The 16,275-nt window shown below is 67.6% G+C and carries 13 protein-coding genes; 2 read left to right on the top strand and 11 right to left on the bottom strand.

Going from position 1 to position 16,275, the window contains the following annotated elements:
* Positions 1–35: 35 nt before the first annotated feature.
* The 8 genes from acnA to A0O31_RS01475 all read right to left on the bottom strand — a co-directional run bounded on the left by acnA (position 36) and on the right by A0O31_RS01475 (position 11,094).
* Positions 36–2,741 (bottom strand): aconitate hydratase AcnA, encoded by a 2,706-nt coding sequence (gene acnA / locus A0O31_RS01510; protein WP_071676377.1) that lies wholly within the window; start codon positions 2,739–2,741, stop codon positions 36–38.
* Positions 2,742–2,842: 101 nt separating this feature from the next.
* Positions 2,843–3,196 (bottom strand): carboxymuconolactone decarboxylase family protein, encoded by a 354-nt coding sequence (locus A0O31_RS01505; RefSeq protein WP_071676376.1) that lies wholly within the window; start codon positions 3,194–3,196, stop codon positions 2,843–2,845.
* 4 nt (positions 3,197–3,200) lie between these two features.
* Positions 3,201–3,953 carry an alpha/beta hydrolase gene (locus tag A0O31_RS01500; protein WP_071676375.1) on the bottom strand — a complete coding sequence of 251 codons (753 nt, stop codon included), beginning with the start codon at positions 3,951–3,953 and terminating at the stop codon, positions 3,201–3,203.
* Positions 3,954–3,956: 3 nt separating this feature from the next.
* Positions 3,957–7,256 carry an efflux RND transporter permease subunit gene (locus tag A0O31_RS01495; protein ID WP_071676374.1) on the bottom strand — a complete coding sequence of 1,100 codons (3,300 nt, stop codon included), beginning with the start codon at positions 7,254–7,256 and terminating at the stop codon, positions 3,957–3,959.
* Positions 7,253–8,434, bottom strand: coding sequence for an efflux RND transporter periplasmic adaptor subunit (locus A0O31_RS01490; RefSeq protein WP_071676373.1), 1,182 nt, complete (start codon positions 8,432–8,434; stop codon positions 7,253–7,255). The genes A0O31_RS01495 and A0O31_RS01490 overlap by 4 nt, the downstream gene beginning before the upstream one ends.
* Positions 8,435–8,436: 2 nt before the next feature.
* Complete coding sequence (locus A0O31_RS01485) at positions 8,437–9,402, bottom strand: TolC family protein (protein ID WP_071676372.1); 966 nt, start codon at positions 9,400–9,402, stop codon at positions 8,437–8,439.
* The gene (locus A0O31_RS01480) at positions 9,399–10,667 is read right to left on the bottom strand and encodes a TolC family protein (protein WP_071676371.1); all 1,269 of its coding nucleotides are present in this window, start codon (positions 10,665–10,667) and stop codon (positions 9,399–9,401) included. The genes A0O31_RS01485 and A0O31_RS01480 overlap by 4 nt, the downstream gene beginning before the upstream one ends.
* Positions 10,660–11,094 (bottom strand): MarR family winged helix-turn-helix transcriptional regulator, encoded by a 435-nt coding sequence (locus tag A0O31_RS01475; protein ID WP_071676370.1) that lies wholly within the window; start codon positions 11,092–11,094, stop codon positions 10,660–10,662. Before A0O31_RS01475 ends, A0O31_RS01480 begins: the two co-directional genes overlap by 8 nt.
* 82 nt (positions 11,095–11,176) lie before the next feature.
* Here A0O31_RS01475 and A0O31_RS01470 point away from each other — a divergent pair, with 82 nt between their 5' ends.
* Entirely contained in the window at positions 11,177–12,502 is a 1,326-nt protein-coding gene (locus A0O31_RS01470) for a hemolysin family protein (RefSeq protein WP_071677888.1), read from the top strand.
* A complete protein-coding gene (cdd, locus tag A0O31_RS01465) occupies positions 12,489–12,857 on the top strand; it encodes a cytidine deaminase (protein WP_071676369.1) in 369 nt (122 codons plus the stop codon). The genes A0O31_RS01470 and cdd overlap by 14 nt, the downstream gene beginning before the upstream one ends.
* On the opposite strand, the gene A0O31_RS01460 is transcribed toward cdd, so the two are convergent.
* From A0O31_RS01460 to A0O31_RS01450, 3 genes are read right to left on the bottom strand one after another with little or no spacing between them, the layout of a single operon-like run.
* The gene (locus A0O31_RS01460; RefSeq protein WP_071676368.1) at positions 12,854–13,516 is read right to left on the bottom strand and encodes a hypothetical protein; all 663 of its coding nucleotides are present in this window, start codon (positions 13,514–13,516) and stop codon (positions 12,854–12,856) included. The genes cdd and A0O31_RS01460 overlap by 4 nt on opposite strands.
* Positions 13,504–14,355 (bottom strand): dihydrodipicolinate synthase family protein, encoded by an 852-nt coding sequence (locus A0O31_RS01455; RefSeq protein ID WP_071676367.1) that lies wholly within the window; start codon positions 14,353–14,355, stop codon positions 13,504–13,506. The genes A0O31_RS01460 and A0O31_RS01455 overlap by 13 nt, the downstream gene beginning before the upstream one ends.
* Positions 14,355–16,271 (bottom strand): hypothetical protein, encoded by a 1,917-nt coding sequence (locus tag A0O31_RS01450; protein ID WP_071676366.1) that lies wholly within the window; start codon positions 16,269–16,271, stop codon positions 14,355–14,357. The genes A0O31_RS01455 and A0O31_RS01450 overlap by 1 nt, the downstream gene beginning before the upstream one ends.
* Between the last annotated feature and the right edge of the window lie 4 nt (positions 16,272–16,275).

The raw sequence follows: 16,275 nt of genomic DNA, 5'->3' as shown, positions 1-16,275 counted from the left end.
CCCCGGGGGGAAGCCCCCCCGGGGTGCCTTTTTCCCTACTCCGCCTTGGCCTCCTTGAGGATATTGAGGAGCACCGTCTGGAGGATGCCCCCGTTCTTGTAGTAGTCCACCTCCACCCAGGTGTCCAGGCGGGCGAGGGCTTGGAAGCGGACCTCGCTCCCGTCCTCCCTGCGGGCCACGATGTCCACGAGCTTCCTTGGTTTGAGGTCGGAAAGCCCGAGGATTTCGTAAACCTCGTACCCCGTGAGCCCTAGGCTTTCCCGGTTCTGCCCGGGAAGGAACTCCAGGGGAAGGACGCCCATGCCCACCAGGTTGGAGCGGTGGATCCTTTCAAAGCTTTCCGCCAGCACCGCCTTGATCCCGAGGAGGTAGGTCCCCTTGGCGGCCCAGTCGCGGCTGGACCCGGTGCCGTACTCCTTGCCGGCGATGACCAAAAGGGGCGTGCCCTCCGCCTTGTAGCGCATGGCCACGTTGTAGACGAAGTCCACATCCCCCTCGGGGAGCTTCTTGGCGTAGCCCCCCTCAATCCCGTCCAGCATGAGGTTCTTGATGCGGATGTTGGCGAAGGTGCCCCGCATCATCACCTCGTGGTTGCCGCGGCGGGCGCCGTAGGAGTTGAAGTCCTCGGGCTTCACCCCCTTGCTCAGGAGGTACTGGCCGGCGGGGCTTTTCACGGGGATGGCCCCGGCGGGGGAGATGTGGTCCGTGGTCACGGAGTCCCCCAGGACGAGGAGCACCCGGGCCCCCCGGATATCCCCCACCTGCCCTTTCCCCAGCTCCTCAAAGAAGGGGGGGTTCTGGATGTAGGTGCTCTCGGGGTCCCACCGGTAAAGCTCGCCCGTGGGGGCGGGGAGGGCCTGCCAGCGCTCATCCCCCTCAAAGACCTTGCTGTACTCCTTCTTGAAGAGCTCGGGGTCCAGGGTCTTCTGGATGGCCTCCCGGATCTCCTCCATGGAAGGCCAGATGTCCTTGAGGTAGACGGGCTTGCCGTTGGGGTCGTGGCCCAGGGGCTCGGTGGTGAAGTCTATGTCCATGCGCCCGGCCAGGGCGTAGGCCACCACCAGCATGGGGCTTGCCAGGTAGTTGGCCTTCACGTGGGGGTTGATGCGCCCCTCAAAGTTGCGGTTGCCGGAGAGGACGGCGGCCACCACCAGGTCCCCTTCCTCCACGGCCTTGGCGATGTCCTCGGGCAGGGGGCCGGAGTTGCCGATGCAGGTGGTGCACCCGTAGCCCACCACGTGGAAGCGGAGGGCCTCGAGGAAGGGCATTAGCCCGCTAGCCTCCAGGTAGTCCGTCACCACCTTGGAGCCGGGGGCCAAGGAGCTCTTAACCCAAGGCTTGGTGTCCAGCCCCGCCTCCACCGCCTTCTTGGCGAGAAGCCCTGCCCCCAGCATGACGGAGGGGTTGGAGGTGTTGGTGCAGCTCGTGATGGCGGCGATGACCACGGAGCCGTGGGTGAGCTCAAACTCCTCGTCCTGCCGCTTCACGAGCACCTTTTTGCCCAGTTGGTCCTGGCTCAGGCCGAAGCCCCTTTCCTTCACCGGCTTGGTGAGGTGGGCCAGGAAGCTCCCCTTCACCTCCTTGAGGGGCACCCGGTCCTGGGGGCGCTTGGGGCCGGCCAGGGAGGGCTCCACGGTGGAGAGGTCCAGCTCCAGGTACTCGGAGTACTGGACCCTTTCCTCGGCCTCGGGGGTGCGGAAGAGGCCCACCGCCTTGGTGTAGGCCTCCACCAGCGCCACGAGCTCCTCGGGGCGGCCGGTGAGGCGGAGGTAGTTTAGGGTTTCCTCGTCCACGGGGAAGAAGCCCATGGTGGCCCCGTACTCGGGGGCCATGTTGGCGATGGTGGCCCGGTCGGCCAGGGAGAGCTTGGCCACGCCGGGGCCGTAGAACTCCACGAACTTGCCCACCACCCCGTGCTTGCGCAGGATCTCGGTGATGGTGAGGACCAGGTCCGTGGCCGTGGCCCCTTCGGGGAGCTCCCCGTAGAGCTTGAAGCCCACCACCTTAGGGGCCAGCATGTAGTAGGGCTGCCCCAGCATCACCGCCTCGGCCTCAATGCCCCCTACGCCCCAGCCCAGGACGCCCAGGCCGTTCACCATGGTGGTGTGGCTGTCCGTGCCCACCAGGCTGTCGGGGAAGGCCAGGGTGAGGCCGTCCCGCTTTTCCGTCATCACCACCTTGGCCAGGTACTCCAGGTTCACCTGGTGGACGATGCCTGTGCCGGGGGGCACCACCCGGAAGTTTTCCAGGGCCTCCTGCCCCCACTTGAGGAGGAGGTAGCGCTCCCGGTTCCGCTCGTACTCCTTCTCCACGTTGTAGAAGAAGGCGTAGGCGGTGCCGAAGGCGTCCACCTGCACCGAGTGGTCAATGACCAGATCGGCGGGCACCACGGGGTTGATGCGCTTGGGGTCCCCGCCCCGCTTGGCCACGGCGTCCCGCATGGCCGCCAGGTCCACCACCGCCGGCACCCCGGTGAAGTCCTGGAGGATCACCCGGGCAAGCTTGAGGGGCACGTTGATCTCCCCGGGTTCGGGTTGCCAGCGGGCCAGGGCCTCTATGTCCTCCCGCGTCACCTGGTAGCCATCCTCATTCCGCAGGAGGCTTTCCAACATGACCCGTATGGAGAAGGGGAGGCGGCTCACCTCCGCCAAGCCCTGCTTCTCCAGCTCGGTCAGGTCGTAGTAACCGTAGGTGCCGCTTGCGGTTTTAAGCGTCTTCAGGGTCTTGAAGCTGTCCTTCATGCGGACTCCTTTCCCTTCCCCCATGGGGCAAAGGGCCTACGAAACCTCGGTTTGTGGGGGGAAGTGTGTCCGAGGGGGGGCGCCCGCCCCGGCTTTCCCCACTATAACACCTCCAAAAGGGGCGTGGCGTGTCCTAAGACCGCGTTGGCCTGGGCCTGACGGGCGATTTTTAAGGTTTCCAAGAGCTCCTCCTTGGAAACGCCAAGGCGCTTGGCCCGGTGGGCCATGGCCTTCACGCAGGAGGGAGCGCCCGTGGCCAGGGCGATGCCGAGAAGGATAAGGGTGCGGGTTTTCTCGTCCAGGGCTCCCTTTTCCGGCATGGCAAAGGTCCAGCTGCGGCCGTGCTCCAGAAGAAGCCCCGGGGCCTTCTCCGCCAAGAGGGGAATGGCCTCGGGGAGGCCCTCGCCCAGATTGTCCCGCATCGCTTGCAACACCTTTTCGTGGGTGCGCTCCATAGCCTTAGCGTAGTGCTTGGGGTGGGGGAGGGGTGTCCCAGCCTAGGCTTTCCAGGAAGAGGAGCACCTCCTCTTGGACCTCTTGCCAAAGCTCTTCCCGGGGCCTTTGGGCCGGGCGGTCGCCCTTTTGCGGGCCGTAGGCGCCGAAGCCCGCATGGTTGAGCCCAGGGATGAAGGCGATGCGGGCGTTTCGGGGAAGCCGTTTCGCCTTCTCCCGGGCTTCTTCTCGGGGAAGGAGGCCATCTTCCGTGCCGTAAAGGGCCAGGGTGGGGAAGGTTTCCCGGGAAAGGTCCCCTTCGGGGTAGCTGGCGAAGAGGATCAGGGGGAGCTTCTCCCGGGCGGCCAGGTCCGCCGCCGCCACCCCGCCCAGGCTATGCCCCCCCACCACCAGGGGGAGGTTCGGGTGGGCGGCCTTGGCCTTCAGGGCTTCCTCTTTGGCCAGAAGGGCGATGCCCGAGGGAACCTTTAGGAGGACCACCTGGTACCCCGCCTGGGCCACGGGGGCCAGTACCGGGGCGTAGGCCAAGGGCTCCACCCGGGCCCCGGGGTAGAAGGCGAAGAGGGCCTTCGGGTTCTTGGGAGAGAGCTCCAGGCCATAGGAGGCTTCCCTCACCTCCAGGCCCGTGCCCTTTAGGGCCCCTTCCACCCAGGGCTCGGCCTTAAGGGGCCTCAAAAAGTAGAAGCTCACCCCCACAACCCCCAGGGCCAGGAGGGTGGCGGCGAGGAGGAAAAGGAGGAGGAGCTTACGGGCGTCCACGCTTCACCTCAGGACGGGGGCTTTGGCCCTTCTGCCCTCAAAGGTATAGAAGGCGGCGGGCACCACGAAGAGGGTGAGGAGGGTGGAGGAGAGGAGCCCGCCCAGGATGATGACCCCCAAAGGCCTCCGGTACTCCGCCCCCTCTCCGGTGCCCAAAAGGAGGGGAAGGCTGATGATGAGCACGGTGAGGGTGGTCATGAGGATGGGCCTGAGCCTTAGCCGGGCCGCCTCCACCAGGGCCTCTTTCAGGGGCATTTCCCGCATGCGCTTCACGGCGAAGTCCAGGAGGAGGATGGCGTTTTTGGTCACGAGGCCGATGAGCATCACCACCCCCAGCACGCTGATCACGTCCAGGCCCGTGCCCAGGAGGTAGGTGAGCCAAAAAGCCCCCACCAGGGCGAGGGGTACGGGGAGGAGGAGGTAAAGGGGGTAGCGCCAGGCGTTGAACTGGCTGGCGATGACCAGGTAGTTGAGGACCAGGGCCAGGAGGAAGGCCAGGGGGGCCAGGCGGGCGAGCTCCCCGGTGAAGCTCCCAAGGCCCGTGGCCACAAGCTCCACCCCGTCCCCCAAAAGCCCCTTCTCCTGGAACTCTTGGGTGAGTTCCTGCTGGATCTGGAAGCTTCCTGGGGCGTCGGGGCGGAGGTTGATGTTGATTCCGGCGGCGTAGGCTTGGTTGCGGCGGGAGATAAGGGTGGGGCCGGGACGTTCTTGGAAACTGCCCAGACTGGAAAGGGGCAGGAAGGCCTGAAGGTTGGGGGCGTAGATGGGCAGGGAAAGGAGGTCACCTTCCTTGCCCAGGCGCAAGGGATCGGCCTGGACCACGATGGGGAACTCCTCCCCGCCCCGGCGGGCCGTGGCCGCCTGGGTGCCCGAGAGGTAAAGCCTTAAGGCCTGGGCCACGTCCTGGGGGGTGAGGCCGGTGCCGGAAAGCCTGGCGGGATCGGGGACGAAGACCCGTTCCCGTTGGGTGGCCTCGAGGGTGCTCTTCACGTTCAGCACGTAAGGTTTTTCGGCGATGAGGTCCACGATGGCCCCGGTGCGCTCCTCCAGGAGTTTCCGGTCTGGGCTCACCAGGAAGAACTGGAGGTCGGCATCCCCCGCCTCGGGCCCCGTCTGGGCCAAGACCCGGAGGTCGGCCCCGGGAAAGTCTTTTAGGAGGGCCTTGCCCTCGCGGTTGAAAGCCTCCGTGAGGGCGAAGATGTCCTCCCGCTCCCCCTTGGGCTTGAGGACGATCTGGAGCTGCACCCGGGAGGGGTCCCCCACCTGGGCTCCCCCGGTGGCGCTCGCCCCCACGGTGGTCACCACGCGGCTCACGGCGGGATGGGCGAGAAAGTAAGCCTCCAGGGTCCGGGCCGCCCGGTCGGATATGGGGAGGGGGGTGTCCTTGGGGAGGAGGAGGGTGGCGGTGAGGACCCCGGTGTCCGAGCGGGGGGTGAAGTTGAAGGGGATGCGGGGCAGGATGGGGAAGATGGAGAAGAAGGCCAAGGCGGCTATCCCCAGGACCAGGCCGGGGCGGGCCAGGGCGCCCTTTAGGCTTTGGGCGTAGGCCTCCGTGAGGCGCTCTAGGCCGCTTTCGGCGGCGGTGTGGAGGCTTCGGGCCATGGCCCCCGCCAGGTCCAAGAAGAGGCGGCCGAGGTAGCGTAGGAGGGCCAGAAGGGCCGGGTAAAGGGGGAGGAGAAGGAGGTAAGGAAGCCCTTGCCGGTAAAGGAGAAAGGCGGAAAGGAGGCCCAGAAGGAGCCCCGTGGGGCCCCGGTAGCCCCTACGGTAGGCAAAGCGCAGGTCCGAGGGGAAGCGCCTTAGGGCCAAGAGGGCTTCCTTTACGCTCGGGGGGTCGGGGTCGGGGAAGTAGGCCAGGCGCACGGTGAGGAAGAGGAGGGCTTCCAGCCAGCTCACGGCGATGGCCGCCGCCATGCCCAGGCCGAACTGCTGGAAGATCTGGCCGATGATCCCGGGGAGGAAGCTGATGGGGAGGAAGACAGCGAGGAGGCTTAGGGTAGCGGCGGCCACGGCCACGCTCACCTCGCTCGCCCCCTTGAGCACCGCTTCCTTCAGGCCATAGCCCATCCTGCGGTAGCGGTCAATGTTCTCCGCCACCACGATGGAATCGTCCACCACGATGCCCACCGCCACGGTCAGGGCCAGGAGGCTGATGAGGTTGTAGGTGAAGCCCAAGACCCCGTAGAGGAGGATGGCCCCCGAAAGGGTGATGGGGATGGCGAGGATCACGGAGAAGACGGAGTTGAGCTTCCCCAAGAAGACGAGGACCACCAAGGACACGGCCAAGGCGGCCAAGAAGGCTTCCCGCACCGTGTCCTGCACCGCCGCCCGGATGAAGCGGGTGGTGTCCAGGGCGATTTCCGCCCGGTACCCCTTGGGCAAGGGGATTTCCTGAAGGGCCTTCCTAACGCCGTCCGCCACGGCCACGGCGTTGGCGTCGGGGGTTTTCACCACGGCGAGGAGGACGGCGGGGCGTCCGTTTAGGCGGTTTAGGGTGGTGGGGCTTTCGCTCTCCTCCGCCACCCGGGCCACGTCCTTCACCCGTAGGCCCCGGTTGGCGTCCAGGAGGAGGTTGGCCACCTCCTCCGCCGTGGCGGGGGTGTTCCTTAGGGTATAGACGAGGCGCCTCTCCCCTTCCGTGAGGCTTCCCAAGGGGAGGTTGAGGGCCGACTGGGAGAGGGCTTGGACCACCTGGAGGGGGGAGACGCCCAAGGCCTGGAGGCGGTCGGGGTCCAGGTAGACGCGGACGGCCCGCTTTGGGGCCCCGGTGAGGCGGATGTCCGCCACCCCTTGGACCAGCTGGAGCTTGGGCTTCAGGGTGCGCTCGGCGTAGCGGAGGACCTGGGAGAGGTCCTCCCCGGGGGCCTCGAGGGCGATGTAGAGGATGGGGCTCGCCGAAGGGTCAAACTTCTGCACCACGGGGGCGGAGGCGTCCCGGGGGAGTTGCCCCCGGGCGGCGGCCACCTTTTGGCTCACCTCCACCGCTGCCCGGTCCACGTCCACCCCTTGCTGGAACTGGACGAAGACCAGGCTAAACCCTTCCGTGGAGCTGGAACCGATGGTGTCCACCCCACTCAGGGTGGAAAGGGCGTCCTCCAGGGGCTTGGATACCTGCTCCGCCACCTCCTCGGGGCCGGCCCCGGGGTAGCTGGTGGACACCGCTACCACCGGCACGCTGAAGCGGGGAAGGAGCTCCACCCCAAGGCCTAGCCCCAAAAGGAGCCCCACCAGCACGAGCCCCACGAAGATGGCCGTGGCGAAGACGAAGCGCTCCACGAAGAAGGCCACCAAGGGGTTTTCCCTCACGGCACCACCTCCACGGTGTCCCCGTCCCTAAGCCCTTCGGGCACGGGGTAGATGACCTTAGCGCCCTCGGGAAGGCCCTCCACCACCGCCCTGTTCCCCTCCTGGGCCACCAGGCGCACCGGCTGCCTCCTCGCCCTTCCGCCCTCCAGGAGGTACACCACCCCCTGCCCTCCCTCGGCCCGCACCGCCCCTGCGGGGAGGAGGATGCCTTCCGCCACCCGTTCCCGGTAGCGCACCTCGGCGGGGCCGGGAAGGAGGGGGTCTTGGGGCTTAAGCACCACCTCCACCAGCCGGGTCTGGCCCGGCAGGTCCGTTTTCCGCAGGAGGGCTGCCGGGGTTTCCTTGCCGTTTTGCCGCAAGGTGAAGGGGGTTTCTGGGGTTAGGGCCTGGGCCTTTTCCGGGGGCAGGTAAAGCCGGGCGAGGAGCCGGTCCGTGGTGGCCAGGCGGAAGGCGCGGCTTCCCACCCCCAAGAACTCGCCTTCCTTCACGAAGACCTCTACCACCTCCCCGGCGAAGGGGGCCCGGACCACGCTCTCCTTAAGGTTCCGCTCCGCTTGGCGCACCTGGAGCCTGGCCGCCTCCACCTGGAGCTCCAGGAGGCGGATGTCCTCGGCCCGCTCCAAACGGGCCAGGGCCTCCCTGGCGTTCTCGTAGGCGCTTTCCGCCTGGTGGAGGTTGGCCTCCAGGGCCTTTAGGTCCAAGGGGGCCAGGGCACCGGCCTCCAAAAGGGCTTTGCCCTCCTCGTAGCGGCGCCTAGCTGCCTGGAGCTGGGTTTCCGCCGCCTGGAGCTGGGCGGCGAGGGCCTTGCGGTTCCCCGCAAGCTGGTTCCTGGCCCTTTCCAGGTTGGCCTCGGCCTGCTTGAGGTTGAGCCTCGCCGCCTCCAGGGCCTCCTGGAAGGGGGCGGGGTCCAGGAAGACCACGCCTTCCCCGGCCTGCACCTGGCTTCCCGCCGGCAAGGTCCGGACCACCCGTCCCGAGGCCCCGGCGGCCACCAGGCTGTCCCGCTCCGCCTGCAAGGTGGCAGAGGCCTTGCTCTCCCGTTCCAGGACCCCGCGCATGGCCGCCACCGCCCGCACCTCCACCCGCAAGGGGCTTGGGGCCTCGGGGGCGGGGGCCTCGGCCTTCTTGGGAGCGCAGGCGGCGAGGAGGAGGGGAAGGAGGAGCCAAAGGCGCTTCATGCTCACCTCGAGGCCAGAAGGCCGTAGTAGGCCTTCAGGTAGGCGTGCTTGGCCTGTTCCAGGGAAAGGGCCGCCTGGAGGAGGGCAAGCTCCTGTTGCAGGAGGCCTAAGCGGCTGGTGAGGCCCGCTTGGAAGCGCTTTTCCTCCGCCTGGTAACGCTCGTTGGCCGCCCGGTAGGCCTCCTCCGCCGTTCTTACCCCTTGGAGAAGGGGGGAGAGCTGGCCGAAGCGGGCCTCGAGGCCCACCCGGAGGGAACGCTCCAGGTTGTGGAGGTTTTCCTCCAGGGTTTTCGCCTGGTCCTCCAGGGCCTCCATGTCCTTCCGGGGCGTGAAGCTCTCGTCCAGAAGCCCCCGTTGGAAGCGGAGAAGCGCTAGGGACTGCCTCAGGTTCAGGAGGTCCGCATGGGCCTGAAGGAGTTCCTCCACCAGGCTTTTCTGCGGCAAGGGGGGAAGCTCGGCCACCGCCTCGGGTTTCCAAGAACCCACCAGGTTAGCCAAGGCAGCCAGGGCGCTTTCCTCCCCGCGCTTGGCGGCTTCCAGGTTCTTACGGGCCTCGAGGACGCGGTTTTGCGCCTCCAGGAGGTCCAGGCTCGTGGCCCCGCCGCCCTTGACCCGCACCTCCGCCGCCCTTAGCCCGAGTTCCGCCACCTCCAGGGCCTTGGCCGCCAGGGCCACCTGGAGGCTTGCCTCCCGTGCCTGGGCGTAGGCGGAGACGATGTCGCTTTCCGCTTGGGCCAACGCCCTTTCCAGCCTGGCCTTGGCCAGGGCCTCCGCCTGGCGGGCCTGCAGCTCGGCCAGGGGGGTGCGCAAGGGGTCTTGCAGGGTGCGGCTGAGGTCCTTTTGCCGCATCTCGTATTCCAGCCGGGCCGTGACCACCGCCGCCACCTCCGGGGCCTTCTTGAGGGCCTCCGGGAGGGGCTGGGCCAGGGCGGGAACCAACAGGGTCAGGGTCCAAAGAAGCCTCTTCATCGCGCTACCTCCGGTAGGATTTCCCCGTAAAACTGGTAAAGCTCCATACGCCGGTTCCGCAGGTTGTTCTCCGCTTGGAGCAGGTTGAGCTCCGCCTGGAGCAGGTTGAGCTCCGCCTGCAGGACGCCCAAGGGGCTTTCCAGGCCTAGGGCGAGCCGTGCTTGCACCTCTTCCAAGGCCTTTTGCGCCGCCTCCCGGCGAAGGCGGGCGAGGGCCAGGCTGGCCTCGGCGCTCTTCAGGGCGTTTTCCAGACGGGCCTTTTCCAGGTGGGTCTGGATCTCCGCCGCCCTTAGCGCCTCCTCCGCCCCCCGCACCTGGGCCTTGGCCGCCTCGTAGCCGGCGAGGAGGCCCGGGGAGAGGGTGAGGGAGAGGGAAAGCCTAAGCTCCTCCGTGGTCCGGTACTGGCCGGCCCCTGGGAGGGTGGTGGGGGGGCGGGCAGGGTCCTGGCGGGTATAGGCCAGGGTGGGCCTCAGGTCCTTGCTGGAGAGGCTTAGGGAAAGGGTGTCGTTCCCCGAGGGGTAAAGGCTAAGGCTCCCTTGGAGGGTGGGGAGGAGGTTGCGCCAGGCCGCCCTTTCCCCGATCTGCGCCTCGGCCAGGGCCAGCCGGGCCTCTTCGAGGCCCAAGGGCGTGGTGCCTTGGGGGAGGGGGATTTCGGGGAGAGGGGCTTTCAGGTCCACAAGCCCCGCCGCCGCCTCCTCCGCCAGCTTTAGGCCAAGCTCCGCCTCCGCCAGGCGGTTTTGCGCCTCCTTTAGGGCGAGCTCCGCCTCCCTCAGGTCCTTGGGGCTCCCTTGGCGCTTCCTGGTGGCCTCCAGGGCGAGCTGGGCGAGGGCTACGCCCTTCTCCGCAAGCCGCACCCCCAAAAGGGCCTCCTGGTAGCGGCCGTAGGCGGCCACCGCCTGGGCTTGGAGGGCGGTGAGGGTCTTGCGGTAGGCGAGTTCCGCCCGCCGGAGGCCGATCTCCGCCCGCGCAAGCCCGTCGGCGGCCTCGCCAAAGGGGAAGGGGGTGAGGACCAGGGCCAGGGTGAGGGCCTTGGCGTCCTCGGGAAGGCTTGCGCAAAGGGCCTGGGGCGTGCACTCGTAGCCTAGGCGGGCGTAGTTCCCCTGGAGGCTTAGGGCGACGGGGGCGCTTTGGGCCTCGAGGGCCTTGGCCGCCGCCAGGAGGTAGGCCTCGGCCTGCCGCTTTAGGGGGTGGTCCTTGAGGGGGCTTAAGGCCCCTTGGGCCAGGGTGGGGACCAGAAAAAGGGCAAGCGCCCATAGCCTAGCCACGTTCCACCTCCGTGAGCTTGGTAAGGAGCGCTCGGAAAGCGCCGAGCTCTTCCGGGCTTAGCCGGGCCAGGGTTTGGCCGAAGACGCGGAGCCAGGCCTCCTTGAGCCGCAGGGCCACCGCTTCCCCTTCCGGGGTGAGCTCTAGCTGGACCCGCCTCCGGTCCAAAGGGTCGGGATGCCGTCGGAGGAGGCCCGTCTCCTCCAGGGAAGTGAGGAGGTGGGAAACCTGGGAGGGGAGGATCTCCAAGTGCTCCGCCAAGCGGGAGGGAAGGCGTACCCCCTCCTTGACCAGGCGGAGTACCTCCGCCTGCAGGAGGGAAAGCCCTTCCTGGGCGAAAACCTCCTTGGCCCGGGAAAAGAGGAGGCGCATCAGGGCGTAGCCCAGTTGGGAGAGTTCCTCCACCAGGGGTGCCGGAGGACCGTTCATACCCTTCAACTATAAAGGGCTGTCAATTAAAAAAGGCAAGAGGGGCTACACTCCCCCATGGTGTACAATGGGCCCAGGTGATATGGACAGACCTCCCAGTCGGTGGCTCTTCTTCCTTCCCTTCGGTTCCCTAGCCCTGGCGCAAGCGCAAGCCCCAACCCCCGGGGACCTTTTTCTTTTGGTCCTTCTGCTCGGGCTTTCCGCTTTCTTCTCGGCGAGCGAGACCGCTTTCACCGCCCTTTACCCTTGGAAGCTCAAGGAGCTGGCGGAGGCCAAAGGGGGCCCCTTTACCCTCCTCGCCCGCGACATCACCCGCTTCCTCACCACCATCCTGGTGGGGAACAACCTGGTGAACATCGCCGCCACCGCCTTGGTGACGGACCTGGCCACCCAGGCCTTTGGCTCCTTGGGGGTGGGGCTCGCCACCGGGGTGATGACCTTCTTGATCCTCTTTTTTGGCGAAATCACCCCCAAGTCCATCGCCGTGCACCATGCGGAGGCCTTGGCCGGGGTGGCGGCCTGGCCCATCTACGTCCTTTCCGTGGTCTTCTACCCCCTGGGGCGGTTCTTTAGCTGGGTTTCGGGGGCCATTTTGCGGCTCCTGGGCCTCGAGCCCCGGAACACCCCTTTGGTCTCGGAGGAGGAGCTTCGGCTGATCCTGGCGGGGGCGGAGGAGTCGGGGACCATAGAGGCCCAGGAGGAGGAAATGATCCACTCCATCCTGGAGCTGGAGGAAACCCCGGTGCGGGAGATCATGACCCCCCGGGTGGAGATGGTGGCCATTGAGGCGGAGGCCACCCTGGAAGACCTCCTCCACCTATTCCGCGAGCACCGGTATAGCCGCATTCCCGTCTACCGGGAAAGCGTGGACCACATCGTGGGGGTGGCCTACGCCAAGGACCTCTTGGACTACTACTGCGAGGAGGACCTGAAGGCGAGGACCGTGGCCTCCATCGCCCACCCTCCCTACTTCGTACCGGAGAACATGGACGCCTGGACCCTTCTTAGGGAGCTCCGCCGCCGCAAGGTGCACCTGGCCATCGTGGTGGACGAGTTCGGGGGCACGGCGGGGCTCGTCACCCTGGAGGACGTGATGGAGGAGATCGTGGGCGAGATCTACGACGAAACCGACGAGCCCGAGGACGCCCCCATCCGCCGCCTGCCCGACGGCTCCTACTCCATCCAGGCCCAGACCCCCGTGGACGAGGTTTCCGAGGCCTTGGGGGTGGAGCTTCCCGAGGGGGAGTACGATACGCTTTCCGGCTTCCTCTACGAGCAGTTTGGCCGCATCCCCGGGGTGGGGGAGAGCGTGGAGTGGCAGGGCTTCCGCTTCGTGGTGGAAAGCGCTGACCAGAGGCGGATCGAGCGGGTGCGGGTGGAAAGGCTGGTGGAGCATGGAGGGGGTTAGGCGGCTTTTGGAGGCGCACGTGGTCCGGGCCTACGCCCCCTACTCGGGCTTTCCCGTGGTGGCCTTGGTGGAGGCGGAAGGGGAAGTGTTCCTAGGGGTGAACGTGGAAAACGCCAGCTTCCCCCTTTCCCAGTGCGCCGAGCGGAACGCGGTGGCGGCCATGGTCCTGGCGGGGAAACGGCGCATAGACCGGGTGCACGTCTATAGCCCCAAGGGCCCCATTCCTCCGTGCGGGGGGTGCCGGCAGGTGCTCATGGAGTTCGGCACCCCACAAACCCCAGTTCTCCTCCACGGCCCCGAGGGCTACGTGGAGAAGACCCTGGGCGAGCTCTTACCCCTGGCCTTCCGCCTCTAGAGGGAAAGCACCAAGCTGGTCTGGAGGAAGCCCGGCACCTGGAGGGTCAGTTCCAGCCGGGCCGTACCCCTTTCCAGCCCGGGGCGGAAGCCCACCACCTGAAGCCGCCCCTCTCCCCGGGCGGGAAGGTCCGCCTCCACCCGGAAGCTCTGTCCCAAGAGGACGAGCCGCCCCTCCACCCGAAGGGGCAGGGGGTTGGGGTTTTCCAGGAAAACGTTCACCCCGGCCCGCCGCACCCGTACGGGCTCTAAGGGGAAGGCCAGGCGGGTGCGGAAGAAGGTAAGGTTTTGCCCCAGGGTGCTCCCCTCCAAAACCACCTCCACCCCTTCCCGGGAAAGGAGGGCCCGCCCCGTGGCCAAGGCCTGGCGGGGGGTGAGGCGCACGGTGAGGGTTTCCTCCCTCCTCCCCGGGGGCAGGTTTACCTCCACCGGAACCGCCACCTCCCCCACCCGAAGCCTCGTGCCGAAGGCGGCCAGGGGCAGGGGGAAGGGGTTCGGGTTCTGGAAGGCCACCCTTAGGCCCAGGACCAAGGTGGGCTCGGGGCTGAGCTCCAGGCCCAGGAGGTCCGCCCCGAGCAGGGTGGCCTCTGGAGGAGCAGGCCTTGGGGCGCATGCGGCGAGGAAAAGGATAAGGGCTGGAAAAAACCTTATAAGAGCCATCCTTCCTCCTTAAGCCTTTCCAAAACGGGCAGGAAGCTTCCCCAAAGGGGGCTTTCCGCCGGGTAGGGGGGCCTAGGGTAGCCGGCGGGGAGGCCCAGGTGCCGTAGGGCCTGCTTCAAGAGGGGCACGCCCCCCTTGGCGAGGAGATCCCCCAGGGGGAAAAGCTTCTTTTGGAGCGCCTCGGCCTGGGCGAACTCGCCTTGGCGGAAGTGGTGGAGGAGGGCTTTGTAGGCTCTGGGGGCCAGGTTGGCGGCGGCCAGGATGCCCCCTTCCGCCCCCAGGGCCAAGGCCCCGAGGAAGGTGGGGGCGTGCCCGGTGAAGACGCGGAAGCCCGGGAGCTTGGCTTGGTAGAAGGCGAGGCGGGAGAGGTCGCCGCTAGAGTCCTTGATGCCCAGGATCCGGGGATGCCGGGCCAGGGCCTCCACGGCGGAGAGGGGGAGGTCCACCTTGGTGTTTTGGGGCACGTGGTAGAGGAAAAGGGGCATCCTCTCCGCCAGGGCTTCGTAGTACCGGGAAAGGCCTTCCCCAAGGCTTCCGTGGTAGTAGCGGGGAGGGGTGGCCAAAAGGGCCATGGCCCCCACCTCCTGGGCCTCCTCCAGGGCCCTTTCCGCCTGGGGTAGGGTCTCCTCCATGAGGCCTACCAGGAAGGGCTTCCTGGGGCGGAGGGCCCGGAGGCCTTGGCCCCGCTCCTCGGGGGTCAGGTGGACCCCTTCCCCGTTGGAGCCGTAGATGAGAAGCCCGTCCACCAGGGGTTCCAGGGCCTCGGCCAGGGTGCGGAAGGCCTCCAGGTCTAGCCTTCCCTTCGTGTCAAAGGGGGTAGGGATGGAGGGCAGGATCATCATGGCCTCCTCAGGCTTAAGGCTAACCCCAAAAGGTGCAGGGCGTAGGCCGCAAGGAGAAGCCCAGGGCCCTCCCCTTGTCCAAGGCGCACCAAGCCCCAAGCGGCGAGGAAGAGGAGGAGGACGCCAAGCCCTGCGGCGAAGCCGAGACTCCCCGGCACGAAAAGGCGGACGAGGAGGGCGTAGGTGGGGGGTACGGTACCCTTGCGCCGGGGAAGGAGGAAGGCGAGAAGGTGGTAGAAGAGAAGGGCAAAGTAGCCCAGGAAGGCCCAGGGGCGGGCCCGCTCGGGTAGGGGAAGGGGCAGGGCCAAAAAGGTGCGCCAGGGATCCTCCCAAAACTGGCCCCACCCTAGCCGCAAGAGGGCGAGGTAAAGGGTGCGGGCGCTGGGCCCCGCTTCCCTGGCTCCCCAGGGGTCGGTGCCCAGGCCCAAAGCGGTGCGGAGGGGGCCCTCGAGGGGGGCTTTCCGGTAGGCCTCGGCCAAGGCCTTCTCCTCCCCCGTGAGGGCCAGGGCGAAGGGCAGGCCGCTTCCTTCTAGGAGCCCCTTGGCCTCCTGGGGCGCCTCGGGCAGGAGGGCGTAGCCCAGAAGGGCTTGGGTTTCCGGGGTGGGGGGAAGGGAGCGGAGCCAATCCAAAGCGGCCTGGGTGCGCAGGGAGCCCCGGTCCAGCGGGGGAGCGAAGAGGGCCTTCCGGGCCTGTTGGTCCAGGCCGTGGAGGAGGGTGGCGGCCCCTAGGGCGAGGAGGAGGAGGAGGGCAAGGAGCCTTTCCCCAAAGCTGGCATAGGCCAGGGAAAGGTGCCTTAAGCGCAGGAGGGGGTGCCGGAAAAACCCGCCGAGGAAGCCGCCCAGGTTGCGCAGGTCCCGAAGTTGGGGAGGGAGGTAGAAGAGGACGAGGTAGAGGAGAAGGGCCAGATAGGCCACGGCCAGGACGGCGAGCGCCAGGGAAAGCCCCTCCAGGTTGGGCGGCGACCAGGCCTTCAGGGTTTCCAACGCCACCCTAAGGCGTAGGGCCTGGGCGGGGAGGCCTTGGGCCTCTAGGGCCTCCGCCCGCTCCTGGAAAAAGGCGAGGGAGCCCGGGAAGAGGGGGCTTGTGCGGAGGAGGGTGTCCGTGAGGAGGCGGGCTGTTTCCGGTTCCTTACCCTCCAGGCGCCTCGCCGCCTCCGCCATGGCCAAGACGGGGGGAAAGGCGTAGGGGAGCTCGGGGCGGTGCCCCCGGGCGAGGAGGTCTTGGCGGTAGGCCTCGAGGTCCTCGGGGCCCAGGTTTTCGGGGTCCAGGGCCCAGTAGGCGAAGTAGGGCCAGGGCTTAGGGGGCATTAGGGCCTGGAGGAGAGGGGCAAGCGCCTTCAGGTCCTCCTCGCTCCCCTCAAAGGGAAGGGGCGGAAAGGGGATGGGCAAGACCCTCTCCCCCTCCAAAAGGGCCTCGGGGCCAGGCCGTAAGGCCACCACCTTGGCGGGCGCGTAGTGGTAGCGCACCCCGGGCTCCTTTAGGCTCGCCTCCAGGACCAAAAGCCCCTGGGCCAGGTACACCCTTTCCCCTTGCACCAAGGGGCCAAGCCATGGGCCCTTCGGCAGGGCGAGAAGCCCCCAGGGCAGGCGTAGGCCCTCTTCCGTGAGGGTGGGGGTGGGTTGGCCCTGGGCCAGGAAGCGCCCCTCCAAGGCCCCGGAGGGCAGGACGAGGCGCACCCGGTACTCCCCCGGGGCTTCCGGGGTGAGGGTTAGGCGGAAGCTCCCCCCTTGCACCGCCACCTCTTGGGCCTTTGTCCCTTGGGGGCCTTCCACCTCCAGGGGGAAGCGCCCTTCGGGCAGGTCCCGCCCTTCCAGGGTCAGGGGTTGTCCCACGGGGGCCTCGGGGGGGACCAGGAGGCTTTGGGCCAGGGCCCAAGGCAAAAGAAAGGCCAAAGCCGCCAAGCGAAGGCGCATGGCG

The organism is Thermus brockianus, from assembly GCF_001880325.1.
In the GTDB taxonomy this organism is placed as follows: Bacteria; Deinococcota; Deinococci; order Deinococcales; family Thermaceae; genus Thermus; species Thermus brockianus.
The sequence above is the reverse complement of the archived record's forward strand: the minus strand, read 5'-3'. Positions and strand labels throughout refer to the sequence as shown.

What these genes read in the sequence shown, in the direction of transcription:
- acnA (WP_071676377.1), bottom strand. Translation starts at nt 2,741, where the DNA reads ATGAAGGACAGCTTCAAGACCCTGAAGACGCTTAAAACCGCAAGCGGC.
- cdd (WP_071676369.1), top strand. Translation starts at nt 12,489, where the DNA reads ATGGAGGGGGTTAGGCGGCTTTTGGAGGCGCACGTGGTCCGGGCCTAC.
- A0O31_RS01475 (WP_071676370.1), bottom strand. Translation starts at nt 11,094, where the DNA reads ATGAACGGTCCTCCGGCACCCCTGGTGGAGGAACTCTCCCAACTGGGC.
- A0O31_RS01505 (WP_071676376.1), bottom strand. Translation starts at nt 3,196, where the DNA reads ATGGAGCGCACCCACGAAAAGGTGTTGCAAGCGATGCGGGACAATCTG.
- A0O31_RS01450 (WP_071676366.1), bottom strand. Translation starts at nt 16,271, where the DNA reads ATGCGCCTTCGCTTGGCGGCTTTGGCCTTTCTTTTGCCTTGGGCCCTG.
- A0O31_RS01470 (WP_071677888.1), top strand. Translation starts at nt 11,177, where the DNA reads ATGGACAGACCTCCCAGTCGGTGGCTCTTCTTCCTTCCCTTCGGTTCC.
- A0O31_RS01460 (WP_071676368.1), bottom strand. Translation starts at nt 13,516, where the DNA reads ATGGCTCTTATAAGGTTTTTTCCAGCCCTTATCCTTTTCCTCGCCGCA.
- A0O31_RS01485 (WP_071676372.1), bottom strand. Translation starts at nt 9,402, where the DNA reads ATGAAGAGGCTTCTTTGGACCCTGACCCTGTTGGTTCCCGCCCTGGCC.
- A0O31_RS01490 (WP_071676373.1), bottom strand. Translation starts at nt 8,434, where the DNA reads ATGAAGCGCCTTTGGCTCCTCCTTCCCCTCCTCCTCGCCGCCTGCGCT.
- A0O31_RS01455 (WP_071676367.1), bottom strand. Translation starts at nt 14,355, where the DNA reads ATGATCCTGCCCTCCATCCCTACCCCCTTTGACACGAAGGGAAGGCTA.